Below are 11,697 nucleotides of genomic sequence, written 5' to 3'. Positions count from 1 at the left end.
TATGCCGTCGGCGGCGGGTCGGTTTTACCTCAGCACTCTCTTCCATGATGTACACGTGTCCATTTCGTTCGTTGGTGGACACGATCCTCGCCGATCAGCGCGTTTCGATTCAAGGTGCCTTCGCCGAGCGCTTACTTTTCTATAGACCATCTGTCTGGTGTACACACATTGCGTACCCTTTACGATGCCTCAGCAATCTCTGCAGGCCTATCACCAGGCAAGCATCTTCTCATCATTGGCGGCGGCTGGATCGGCCTCGAAGTAGCGGCAACAGCAAGGGAAAAGGGATTGACGGTCACAATTGTGGAAGCTGCGGATCGCCTCTGCGCCCGTTCGCTGCCAGCAGAGATCTCTGAATTCTTGCTTAGAGAACATCTTAGGAATGGAGTAGAAGTGGTCCTCTCCAGATGCGTGCGCGCACTGAATCAGCATGACGACGGCCGAATTGTTGCGGAAATCGATGGCATGCGCGTACCTTTAATGGCTGACATGGTATTAGTCGGCATTGGCTTGGTGCCTAATATGGAACTGGCGCAGGCGGCTGGATTAGCAGTCTCTAACGGCATCGAAGTGGACGAGCAAGGCCGGACATCGGATGAAAACATCTACGCGGCCGGAGACGTCACTTGTTTTTCTTCTCGATGGGCTAGTGAGCGCCTAAGACTTGAGTCTTGGGCTAATGCACAGAACCAAGGTATTGTCGTTGGACGGGCTATAGCCGGTGAACACATCTGCTACGACGACATCCCTTGGTTCTGGTCCGACCAGTATGATCTCCAGGTGCAAATGATTGGACTATCGCGGCAAGATGCTAGTCTGGTACTGCGCGGTTCGCTCAGTGATCGAAAATTTACTCTATTCCAGGTTAATGGCAATAAGATTACAGCTGCAGTATCAGTGAACTCGCCACGTGATATGAAACAGGTGAAAAGATTGATGAAAAAAGGTGCTGCTGTTAATGTCGCCGACTTGGCCGATCTTAGCAAAGGGCTAAACACGCAGTAAGGAGGTGTTCGAACTTTCTTAGAGATACTTCGTTAAAGCATCAGAAATAAAACCGGTACCAAGTAGCGTCTTTACTATTATAGAACGTTTGCTACAGCCTCCGTATGACATCGAGTTTCGTTCGGTGGCTGATTTTCTGACATTATCAACAGAGAGGTCTCAGAAAAATTCTGACATTATCGCCAAGATGTAGCATCAGCTTTTGTGACTCCAAGCACTTTGCAAAGCGCGTTACTTTATTTTGTCGTCGGTATGGGCGTGGTTGTCCTCCTGCTCTATTTTGACGCACTACGTTGGATAAGAAGCTCACTATATCGAGCGCCTTAAGGCAGATGGGTACCTAAATTTCGCCGTAACACAATAGGTACTCCTCCAAATTTTTTCTTAACCATCCAATGTGCAAGCGCCGAATCAAGATAATCTGCATGTCCGGGAAACCAGGACGCCAACGATTGAGCCAAGCGTCTAGCTTCAGATGCGTCACCACCCTCGAGGAGATACGCATGTACCTCTTTAACTGATTTCAGCACTGCGTCATGCTGTTCTACATGACAGTCAGTGTTAGGGTAAGCAGTTTCCATCATCCATGCAAGCTCTTGGGCAAAGTGAGACTCGGCGTGGGCCATGAACTCTTCTAGATACCGCAAAAGGTTACTCTCTGGACATACGAGCATCGCGTTAACAATCACGACGAATTCCTCGTGGGTCTCGTCCATTGGCATGTAACCCAACTTAAACCCATCATGCCAAGCAAAAGCAATGTCAGCCTTCATCACTATTCTCCATCATCCTAAACAATTAATACTTTTACAAGTCGCCTCTTTCGCCTGCAGAACTTCGCAAAAGTAGTTGACCACACGTGAAGTCTACCGATTCGTCGTACCGACATACACCATCTCGATATGCATTTCATTCATTTGTCGAATGCCTTTTATTAATTCGACAGATATGCATGTGACCGCTAAGCTTGTTGCAGTTAGTCAGGTTCAAATCCCTATTACGAGTGCAGTGAGTACGCGCCCGGTTACCAATCAAGGAGACGAAATGCTAAGAAAAATACTCATGACGGTCAGCGTCATGGCCTCGTTTTGCCATCAAGCAACTTATGCAGAGACATTTCCATCTAAGACAATTAGACTCATCGTCCCTTATCAGCCTGGTGGCTCCCCGGACATTCTTGCGCGTACGCTCGGCCAAAAGATGTCAGAAAGTATAGGACAGCCAGTCATAGTCGAAAATCGGCCTGGCGGCGGCGGCTTAGTTGCATCAAATATTGTTACGAATTCAGCTCCAGATGGCTACACCCTTTTGGTGGCAGATTCATCGGTCTACTCCATTACTCCTAGTTTATATCGGAAAGTAAATTTTGATCCCCTCAAAGTTTTGCTTCCAATTTCGCTGGCTGCGACTTCACCAGTCTACCTCGCAGTCAATCCTGAATTAAAAGTTTCTAATGTAAAAGAACTAATCGCTTTGGCTAAACAGAAGCCTGGCTTACCTTATGGCTCCTCAGGCAATGGCAGCGCGCATCACCTTTCCATGGAACTGTTTAAGTCGTTGTCTCGCATCGACTTAACGCACATTCCATACAAAGGTGCATCACAAACTGCACCTGCTTTGGTATCAAATGAAGTGAGTTTGGCCTTTATTGGACTTAACGTGGCCACACCTTACGCGAAGGCAGGAAAGCTCAAAGTTTTGGCAATAGCGACTGGGCAGCGAAGCTCTCTTAGTCCCGAGATTCCGACCATGGCGGAATCCGGCGTCCCGGATTTCAATATCAGTATTACGCTTGGCGTCCTTGCACCTGCTGGCACTCCGCAGTCAATCGTGAAAACGTTGAACGCCGAAGTGAATAAAGCCGCACGTGCACCCGATGTGCAACAGCGATTACAGGCGCTCGGCGTTGAAGGCGTCGGTTCCACCCCTGAAGAATTCACTGAAACGATCCGCAAGGAGCTTGCCTCGTACAAGAAACTAGTCATCAGTACTGGCGCACAGATTGACTAAATGCCAGTGGCTTGCTTTTCGCCATACAACTTTGGAAAACCAACATGGACATGCCAGAAACAAAACACAGTACTCCTGCATCTGAGTTTTTGAAAGAATTTCCCAAAACCGGGCCCGGAACACTTGCTGGAGCAATGCTAAGGCAATACTGGCATCCCATTTGCCTGTCAGAGGATCTGAAGGATCTGCCTTATCCGGTTCGGATGCTAGGCGAAGACCTGGTCGCCTTTAGGGCCTACGATGGATCAGTGAATCTTGTAGATTCACGTTGCCCACACCGTCGGGCTTCACTTGCATATGGTCAAATCAAAGAAAATGGCTTGTCATGCTCCTACCATGGATGGACCTTTGACGGCCGTGGTCGCTGTGTCGACACTCCTCTTGAACCAGAGCGTAGTAGGCTTAAAGAACAGGTTAAGCATCCATGGTATCCGGCGCAGGAATGGGGAGGTATTGTATGGGGCTATATGGGCACGGATAAGGAAAATCCGCCGCCTTTGCCAAAAATCGATATCCTTGCACGCACGGATGGGGAGCTTGTGGTGCAGCGTGGCGATGTACGGAACTACAACTACCAGAATTTCCTTGAGAATTTTGCCGATATGGGCCATGTGTACGTACTGCATATGCTCGCGCCTGGATCAGCCCCGGAGGAGATTCAGCCCTACTGCGACATGTCGGTTAATACTGACTGGAGAAAGATCACTCATCGCTGCTTTGAGACCGACTATGGCATGAAAAGCGTGCTGGTCCACGACACAGCCACTCCAGATAAGAAGTTCGTTAACACATGGAGCATCGCGATGCCGTTCTACTGGCGCTTCGGAGGAATCTCCGCAGGTCTGCCACCTGACTTTACAGATGACCGTAGGGAATCAGGAGGAATGCTACGAATTATCGATGATGGACATTTCGAAATCTTTCGCTATACCTTAATTCGACCAGGTAACTTCCGTAGCACGTTCTATCCGCGAGCAAGCGATGTATCGCGCGGTTTAGCAGAGGGTATCAGCGGACTCGGCGAAAAGAAGGATTATGATTACAGAAAATATCCGGCATGGGAAGGTCTACCACCGGTCGAAGATCTGGTCATCCAGGAGTCGCAAGGCGTGATCCCTGACCGGGAGTCCGAATATCTAGCGTCATCGGACATCGGTGTCTCCTTGCTCAGGCGCCTATGGCGCAAATCTATGGAAGCGGTGGCACAGGGAGAGAAACCCAAAACTATCCCACTTGATGCTGACGGCATATTCAAAGTCGATACCTACAAGGGCTTCGCGAATCAAAGCGAATTGCGGCTTAGTTCCGAAAACATGCCTTCCTCCGAGGATGGCCGTGGGCTGATTCGCGACAGCGACGGAAATCCTGTATTTACAGATACAGCAGGGGAAACGAAATGACAATGGAACGCAGTCTGGCGCGGGCGATAGAATGGGATTGCACTCAGCATATCCTGAAGTTCTACCGTTACCTCGACGAAAAGCGTTATCAAGAACTAGCAGAATTGTTCGCCGATGACGGCTCCTGGACCCGTCTTAACGTTGAACTAGTTGGTAAAGGCAACATTCTTGAAGCAATGCGCGAACGTGATGACTGGCTGACAGCACATCTTGTAACAAATGTCTGTGTGGACATCATTGATGATGTCCACGCCAATACAACGCAGTACATCACCCTCTACCGACACGAAGGCTGGAAAGAATCGAAGGGGCCTGCGCCGGTAGTCCTTCCGCTTGGCGTCCTAAGACACCGCGACCAACTGGTCTGTATCAATGGCGAATGGAAGTTCCAACGTAAGACCAGCCGAGCCATTATGGTCAATCGGGAACGAGTCACTATCTACGGCAATTAGTACACATCAAGGAAACAAGCATGTTAAATGCAAAGGATATAAAGGGCTTCTACGCAATTTTGCCAACGCCCGCAAAATCAAACGCAAGTCGCATCGATGCGGTCGACACCGTCGACTTGAATGAGACGGAAAGAATGGTGAATGCGCTGATTGAGGACGGCGCATCTGGAATAATTGGTCTTGGCACGACAGGTGAATGCGCAACATTGTCCCGTCCTGACTATGAAGCATTTGTAGGCTGCGTTACCGAAACAGTAGGCCGTCGCATACCGGTTTTCCTAGGTACGACTGCTCTGGGCGCCCATGAGGTGGCCAGCAGAATGAAATTCATCCGTGACTGCCGCGCGGATGGAACTTTGCTTGGTCCACCGATGTGGCAACCGCTGACGACACAGTCGGCGGTAGATTTCTATCGCGGTATGTCTGAGTGTTTTAGCGATGTTGCAATCATGATTTATGCCAATGCCCGTGCATTCCGCTATACATTTCCCCTGGAATTTTGGAAAGAGATCGCCCGATCAGCACCGACTGTTGTGTCGGCAAAGTTATCCCGCCCCAAAGATCTCGTCGAACTCGTTACAGCAACTGAAGGCCGCATCAACATCATGCCTAACGAGATGACAGTCCAGAATTTCTATGCACTGTCGCCTGATACGACAACTGCCTTCTGGGCCACCGCTGCCGGCATGGGTCCAGCCGCATTGCGCGAACTCATGAATGCGTTGAATGCACGCAATGAAGACTTGATCGCACAGATCGCTGCAGATATCGCGTGGGCGAACGAACCCGTTAAACCAATATTTGCCAACCCGGACATCTTCGCCCAGACAAATATCCAGGTCGAGAAAACACGCATTAATGCTGCCGGCTATTGCAACGCAGGTCCGATTCGTCCGCCGTATGACGACCTTTCGGAAGAATATAGAGAAGCATCAAGTGCATGCGGAAAGCGCTGGGCAACCTTGCAGGCGAAGTATGCCAAACCAGTTCTGGCCTGATCCCTTCGATTACTCAAATTTTGACTAAGGCATAACATATGAATGGGCAAATCAGACATAGCCAGATGCTGATCGACGGGCAGATGGTAGCCAGTGAATCCGGCGAATGGCTCGCATCCGACAATCCCGCCAATGAAGAAATCATCGGCTACTCCGCAGCTGCAACCGCAGCCGATGTGCACAAGGCTGTAGCAGCAGCTGAAAGAGCTCAGCCGGCATGGGCTGCCATGGATCCTAACGCACGCGGCAAGCTTGTGAGACAGGTCGCCCAGGCACTGCGTGCCCGAGCTGACGAAGTCTTGAAACTGGAAGTCCAGGATACCGGCAATACCATCACTAAAATGAAGGGTGATGTCGAGCACGCGGCTCATGCAATGGAATTTTTCGCTGGCTTGGGTACTGAGATCAAAGGTGAAACCATCCCGGCAAGCTCGGAGAACCTTCATATCACGGTGCGTGAGCCGTACGGCGTAGTAGGAAGAATTGTTCCGTTCAACCATCCTATCAAGTTCGCCGCTCATGCTATTGCCGCGCCTCTCATGGCCGGAAATTCCGTAGTGCTTAAACCGCCAGAGCAGAGCCCGCTGTCGGCGGAAATTCTGGGGGAGATTTGTCGTGACATCTTGCCGCGAGGAGTGGTAAATATCGTCACCGGCAACGGAATGCCCACAGGTGATGCCATCGTGCGCCATCCAGTCATCAAACGTATTGCGTTTACCGGCTCGGTGCCGACAGGAATGGCGATTCAACGTGCTGCTGCGGAAACCGGCATCAAAGCCATCACGCTTGAACTTGGTGGAAAAAACCCCCTGATTGCATTTCCGGATATGGATCCGGATAAGATTGCCGAAGTTGCGGTTAACGCAATGAATTTCGCCTGGTCGGGTCAATCATGCGGTTCAACCAGCCGGCTTCTCGTGCACGAATCACTGCATGCAGCCGTGCTCAAGCGCGTAGTCGAACGTGTGGCAGAGCTGCGGCTTGGTGATCCACTGGACCCGAACTCTCAGATGGGACCTTTGAATTCGCGCCGCCACTATGAGCGTGTATGTTCAATGGTGCAATCCGGATTGAACGAAGGCGCGACGCTGAAACATGGTGGGAAACGTCCCCTTGGCAAACAGTTTGAAAAGGGATACTGGTTGGAACCAACCGTGTTTTCCGATGTGAATTCCAAGATGTACATCGGCCGTGAGGAAATATTTGGTCCTGTACTCTCCGTGTTTAGTTGGCGCGACGAGGCTGAAGCGCTGGCAATAGCGAACTCCACTGAATATGGCTTAACGGCTTCAATATGGACCAATGACATAAAGACAGCATTGCGAATGGCAAGAAATGTCAAATCGGGTTACGTCTGGATCAATGGAGCCTCAAGCCACTTCTACGGGACACCATTCGGGGGCTTCAAAAACAGTGGTCTAGGCCGCGAGGAAGGGCTGGAGGAGTTGTTGGGTTATACGGAAACGAAGTCGATTCACATGAAGCTTGCTTGAATTGGAGTATAGCGTATGAAAATCGTTGTTACCGGAGGCAGCGGCCAGCTTGGGCAAGCAGTCGTGCGTGAGCTATGCGAGCATGGCCACGATGTGTTAAGTCTCGACCGCAAGCCACACCCGAATGGCCACCGTCCGTCCTGGAGTGTCGATCTTCTCAATCCTTCCGCCTTATTTGAAGCGTGCGAGGGTGCCGCGGCCATAGTTCATCTTGCGGCTCATATCGCGCCAAACTTAACGACGGATTGCGCAACGTTCAATGATAACGTCAACATGACTTATAACGTCATGCGGGCCGCCTCGTATGCAGGTGTAGGGCGAGTTGTACTCGCCTCGAGCATCGCCGCGTATGGCTATTTGTACGGCCTCAACGGCGAAAGCCCTGATTATCTTCCGGTTGACGAAAACCATCCCTGCAGACCGACCGATCCATATGGACTGTCAAAGGTGATGGCGGAACGACTGGCCGATGCTTTCGTGCAGACAGAACGAATGAGCATCGCGAGCCTTCGACTCCCGGGAGTTAACTATGATCCAGAGTTCCATCGGATCAATCACTTGATGAAGGACCCGGGGTTTAGACGCCCCGGATTCTGGAGTTACATCGATGTACGGGATGCCGCTATCGTCTGTCGACTTGCCGCAGAAACGCCATTCAGCGGACACCGTGTCTACAATGCTGCTGCGCCCAGCAGCAACATGAGAGAACCTACTCGTCAACTCATCGAGCGTTTCCTGCCTGATTTAAAAGAAATCCGGACGCCCGCAGACGGAAATTGGAGCGGGATCGACTGTTCGCGCGCTGAACGGGAATTGGGCTTTCGCGCCATGCACGTTTGGGAAGATATATTGTAACGATAGTCAATCCATTCGCCTTTTCGACGGTTCTCTGAACAGATCGGCGAGGACAGAGCGAAGCCATATGTGGCCATGATCATGATGCGACCGTTGATGCCAAAACTGAGTCACTTTGATTGCCGGTACTTTGAACGGCAACGGGAGGGTTTTGAATTCTGCCAGCCGCGCGAAAGTGATTGCCACATGAACGGGGACAATAGCAACCATATCAGTTTTAGCCAGAATGGTAGGAACCACCGCATAGTGTGGCGTTTGCAAAACAATTCTCCGTCGCACTGCCCGTTTGCCAAGCGCTTTACTCACGACAGCCTCCACCAGTGCTGGCGTCGACACTGCAACCTGCTCGGTCGACATCAACTGCTCCATGGTGATCTTGTCTCCAATTGCTGGATGGTCTTTCCTCGTCAAGCAGACCAAAGGTTCATCGAACAGATATTGTTGATAGAAATCCTTATGGGTTTGAGGTATTTGGCCGATCGCAAGATCGGCACTTCCCTGCTCAAGCGCGTCGCGATACCGCGACCGCTCCATTTGCGTCGAAATGATCTGTACTCGTGGCGCAACCTCCTTCAAGTATGGAATGAGACGAGGGAGGAAAATCAATTCAGCAATGTCCGTCATCAGCAGATTGAACACCCGGTCCGAGGAGGCAGGATCGAACGGCATGTCCAACTCGAGGGTGTTCCTAACCGCATGAATGGCTTCCGCCACGGGTCCGGCCAGCTTCTGTGCAAAAGGAGTCGGCTTCATTCCACGAGTGGTTCTAACAAAGAGCGGGTCATTAAACGTTTGTCGCAGGCGGTTTACCGCATGGCTCATCGCCGACTGGCTCAGACCAAGACGCGTCCCGGCTATGGTGAGGCTTCCCTCCTTCATCACTGCGTCGAAAACCCTCAACAAGTTGAAGTCAAACGTGTTTATGTTCATTTTGCACCAACATTATCCTAAATAGCATTACGATCCTATGGAAAGCACCGTGATCACATCTCTACGTAACATCGAACTTGCGGTGACAGATCTAGACCGATCTGTACAATTCTATTCTGAAGCCTGGGGATTGCAACCGGTCTCATCAGATGGCGGCATCGTGCATTTGCGCGCGCGCGCCGCAGAACATCACGTCGTAACGCTTAAAGCGGCAAAAGCCCCTGGCCTCGTCGGAATCACGCTAGCCACCCGCGACAAGGACTGCGTCGATTCTCTGTATGACAAAGCCAAGTCGGCAAGTATCACAATAGAGAATGAACCGATACCGCTGCCTGAATGCGCTGGCGGCGGCTATGGATTTACGATGATCGGCCCTGAGGGACTGCGAGTAAGCATTTCAAGCGCCGTGAAAGAATGGCAAACATCGTTCGGTGACGTCACGACACCATACAAACTGACGCATGTGGTCCTCAATAGCGAGGATACCGCGAGCCAATGCGGGTTTTTCGTTGATGTGCTCGGCTTCCGTCTCAGTGACTCCACCCAGCGTATGGAATTCCTGAGATGTGGACAAGACCACCATACTATCGCCATCGCCCATGGTACTAACCTATCGCTCAACCACGCCGCATTTGAATTGCCCGATATTGACGCATTGATGTACGGTGCGGGGCGTCTCGCCGAACATGGTTATAACGTCGAATGGGGACTGGGCCGGCACGGTCCAGGCAACAATGTCTTTTCGTACTTCATTGACCCGGACGGCTTCGCAATTGAGTACACCTGCGATATGCAGCAAGTTGATGAAGACGTTTTCCAGCCGCAAGACGCCAATTACTGGGCCGCCTTCCCGAAAAGACCGTGTCGATGGGGAATGGCTCGCAAGCCGTCCGACCGTTTAATCGCATCCATGTCCGGTCGAGTCAATGGTTAACAAACCGCTCGTTCCGTTCTTAAAAAACCTTCATCACTCAGCGTGACATACCATGGATACACTATCCGTCAAGGTAATAAAAAAAGCCACGGAAGCCCTTGGCATTCGAAGCTTGGAACTTGCAAGCAGCGATGGCAGACCACTTCCCGCGTTCAGTGCAGGCGCGCATATAGACCTGCATTTGGGTAACGGCCTAGTACGCCAATATTCGCTATGCAATGATCCTTCTGATCGGCACCGCTACCTGATAGCAGTTCTCCGCGAAGAAAGTTCCAGAGGTGGCTCGTCCTACGTTCATGACAGCATTCGCGTAGGGGATATCCTGACAATCAGTACGCCTCGAAACCACTTCCCTTTGGTCAGAGCCACGCATTCGCTCCTCTTCGCTGGCGGGATCGGCATTACCCCGGTTCTCTGCATGGCCGAGCGCTTGCTTACTGCTGGCGCCAGCTTCGAGATGCATTACTGTACTCGCTCAGTCGAGCGTACTGCATTTTATGATTACATTCGCAATTCGCCGCTTTCCCAGTATGTTCATTTTCATTTCGATACTGGCAATCAAGAGCAAAAGCTGGATGTGCCCGCAGAGCTCACGAAGCATAACTCCGGCAGCCACTTGTATGTATGCGGCCCAAGCGGCTTCATTGAACATGTTTGTAGTACCGCAAAGGCAAAAGGCTGGCCCGAAGAACAGATACACTACGAGCATTTCGCTGCAGCGCCTCAGGATATATCGAACGACCAGGAATTCGAGGTACAAATCGCCAGCAGCGGCGAACGATTCATTATTCCGGTTGGCCAATCCATTACAAGTGTTCTTACAAATCACGGAATCGACATTCCGGTCGCCTGCGAACAAGGCGTGTGCGGCACATGCGTCACCCGGGTACTGGATGGCATCCCAATGCACAGAGACGTTTACCTTACTGACTCGGAACATGCCTCGAATGATCAGCTTACTCCATGTTGCTCGCGTTCTAAAACGAAAATGCTGGTGCTCGATCTATAATTGAAATTGATCTTGGCGAACGAATCTCTCTTCGCCAATATATTGATACCCATCATCAAGCCATTCTGCTTCGCTACACTCAGCAGGCATACTGACTACCTGACCGGAATGTTGCATAAGATCCCCGATGGCGGCTTGGGCTGTCGGCAGGCGCTGAGCAGTACCCGCACCAGTCCGACATTGATCGCTTGCTCATTGAGCATCCGACGAGCCGACGGCTTGCCAGGTCCAGAATCGCTGTCAGGTTAAGCACCGTTGCTATGAAAGCGATGTGGATGATCTATGCTTGATTGGCAGACGGCGATCGGAATGGATGGTCGCCCGTTAAGGCCGCTAATGAAGCGGCCCTGATGACGCGCGTTGATGTTCTTTGGGTCACATGGTGAGCAGGAATCGCGGTGAGAATGCGCAGGACTCCGATGGTGCTATACTTTTTCCTTGACTCAATAATACGCCGGCCGACATCGCGTGGAGTCCTCGATAACTACTGCGACATACTGATCTTTGACGACTTCAGCAGCTATATGCGGCAACTTTAGCAGGGCATCATCAACATGATGAGGCCTGCTGATCAATTAAGTTCGCCGGCGTGGCCGGCGTTCGCTATTGTA

Annotated in this window: 11 protein-coding genes; 9 read left to right on the top strand and 2 right to left on the bottom strand. The window is 51.2% G+C overall.

Annotation, left to right across the window (positions count from 1 at the left end):
• Window positions 1-114 precede the first annotated feature (114 nt).
• Entirely contained in the window at window positions 115-1,005 is an 891-nt protein-coding gene (locus tag IGW03_RS31675; RefSeq protein ID WP_323745050.1) for an NAD(P)/FAD-dependent oxidoreductase, read from the top strand.
• Between the two features lie 323 nt (window positions 1,006-1,328).
• Here IGW03_RS31675 and IGW03_RS31670 read toward each other — a convergent pair whose 3' ends face one another.
• Window positions 1,329-1,778 carry a hemerythrin domain-containing protein gene (locus IGW03_RS31670; RefSeq protein WP_194726453.1) on the bottom strand — a complete coding sequence of 150 codons (450 nt, stop codon included), beginning with the start codon at window positions 1,776-1,778 and terminating at the stop codon, window positions 1,329-1,331.
• Window positions 1,779-2,049: 271 nt separating this feature from the next.
• Here IGW03_RS31670 and IGW03_RS31665 point away from each other — a divergent pair, with 271 nt between their 5' ends.
• Genes IGW03_RS31665 through IGW03_RS31640 form a run of 6 tightly spaced genes read left to right on the top strand, consistent with a single transcriptional unit; the run spans window position 2,050 to window position 8,213 of the window.
• Window positions 2,050-3,015, top strand: a complete 966-nt coding sequence (locus tag IGW03_RS31665; protein WP_194726452.1) for a Bug family tripartite tricarboxylate transporter substrate binding protein — start codon at window positions 2,050-2,052, stop codon at window positions 3,013-3,015.
• Window positions 3,016-3,059: 44 nt separating this feature from the next.
• Window positions 3,060-4,415 (top strand): Rieske 2Fe-2S domain-containing protein, encoded by a 1,356-nt coding sequence (locus IGW03_RS31660; RefSeq protein ID WP_194726451.1) that lies wholly within the window; start codon window positions 3,060-3,062, stop codon window positions 4,413-4,415.
• 2 nt (window positions 4,416-4,417) lie between these two features.
• Window positions 4,418-4,867, top strand: coding sequence for a nuclear transport factor 2 family protein (locus tag IGW03_RS31655; protein ID WP_194726450.1), 450 nt, complete (start codon window positions 4,418-4,420; stop codon window positions 4,865-4,867).
• A gap of 20 nt (window positions 4,868-4,887) precedes the next feature.
• Entirely contained in the window at window positions 4,888-5,865 is a 978-nt protein-coding gene (locus IGW03_RS31650; protein WP_194726449.1) for a dihydrodipicolinate synthase family protein, read from the top strand.
• A 38-nt stretch (window positions 5,866-5,903) separates the two neighbouring features.
• Window positions 5,904-7,358 carry an aldehyde dehydrogenase family protein gene (locus IGW03_RS31645; RefSeq protein WP_194726448.1) on the top strand — a complete coding sequence of 485 codons (1,455 nt, stop codon included), beginning with the start codon at window positions 5,904-5,906 and terminating at the stop codon, window positions 7,356-7,358.
• Window positions 7,359-7,373: 15 nt separating this feature from the next.
• The gene (locus IGW03_RS31640; RefSeq protein WP_194726447.1) at window positions 7,374-8,213 is read left to right on the top strand and encodes an NAD-dependent epimerase/dehydratase family protein; all 840 of its coding nucleotides are present in this window, start codon (window positions 7,374-7,376) and stop codon (window positions 8,211-8,213) included.
• 6 nt (window positions 8,214-8,219) lie between these two features.
• On the opposite strand, the gene IGW03_RS31635 is transcribed toward IGW03_RS31640, so the two are convergent.
• On the bottom strand, window positions 8,220-9,143 hold the full coding sequence (locus IGW03_RS31635; protein WP_194726446.1) for a LysR family transcriptional regulator: 924 nt from the start codon (window positions 9,141-9,143) through the stop codon (window positions 8,220-8,222).
• Between the two features lie 37 nt (window positions 9,144-9,180).
• Between IGW03_RS31635 and IGW03_RS31630 the strand changes: the two genes are divergently transcribed.
• Complete coding sequence (locus IGW03_RS31630) at window positions 9,181-10,077, top strand: VOC family protein (protein ID WP_194726445.1); 897 nt, start codon at window positions 9,181-9,183, stop codon at window positions 10,075-10,077.
• A 52-nt stretch (window positions 10,078-10,129) separates the two neighbouring features.
• A complete protein-coding gene (locus tag IGW03_RS31625; protein ID WP_194726444.1) occupies window positions 10,130-11,086 on the top strand; it encodes a PDR/VanB family oxidoreductase in 957 nt (318 codons plus the stop codon).
• The last annotated feature ends 611 nt before the right edge of the window (window positions 11,087-11,697 follow it).

The sequence above is a fragment of the Noviherbaspirillum malthae genome, from assembly GCF_015352985.1.
Taxonomy (GTDB): domain Bacteria; phylum Pseudomonadota; class Gammaproteobacteria; order Burkholderiales; family Burkholderiaceae_D; genus Noviherbaspirillum; species Noviherbaspirillum malthae.
The sequence above is the reverse complement of the archived record's forward strand: the minus strand, read 5'-3'. Positions and strand labels throughout refer to the sequence as shown.

Bases quoted from the DNA above. Each gene is read 5' to 3' on its own strand.
- IGW03_RS31640 (WP_194726447.1), top strand. From the start codon at position 7,374: ATGAAAATCGTTGTTACCGGAGGCAGCGGCCAGCTTGGGCAAGCAGTC.
- IGW03_RS31655 (WP_194726450.1), top strand. From the start codon at position 4,418: ATGGAACGCAGTCTGGCGCGGGCGATAGAATGGGATTGCACTCAGCAT.
- IGW03_RS31645 (WP_194726448.1), top strand. From the start codon at position 5,904: ATGAATGGGCAAATCAGACATAGCCAGATGCTGATCGACGGGCAGATG.
- IGW03_RS31665 (WP_194726452.1), top strand. From the start codon at position 2,050: ATGCTAAGAAAAATACTCATGACGGTCAGCGTCATGGCCTCGTTTTGC.
- IGW03_RS31670 (WP_194726453.1), bottom strand. From the start codon at position 1,778: ATGAAGGCTGACATTGCTTTTGCTTGGCATGATGGGTTTAAGTTGGGT.
- IGW03_RS31660 (WP_194726451.1), top strand. From the start codon at position 3,060: ATGGACATGCCAGAAACAAAACACAGTACTCCTGCATCTGAGTTTTTG.
- IGW03_RS31630 (WP_194726445.1), top strand. From the start codon at position 9,181: ATGGAAAGCACCGTGATCACATCTCTACGTAACATCGAACTTGCGGTG.
- IGW03_RS31635 (WP_194726446.1), bottom strand. From the start codon at position 9,143: ATGAACATAAACACGTTTGACTTCAACTTGTTGAGGGTTTTCGACGCA.
- IGW03_RS31650 (WP_194726449.1), top strand. From the start codon at position 4,888: ATGTTAAATGCAAAGGATATAAAGGGCTTCTACGCAATTTTGCCAACG.
- IGW03_RS31625 (WP_194726444.1), top strand. From the start codon at position 10,130: ATGGATACACTATCCGTCAAGGTAATAAAAAAAGCCACGGAAGCCCTT.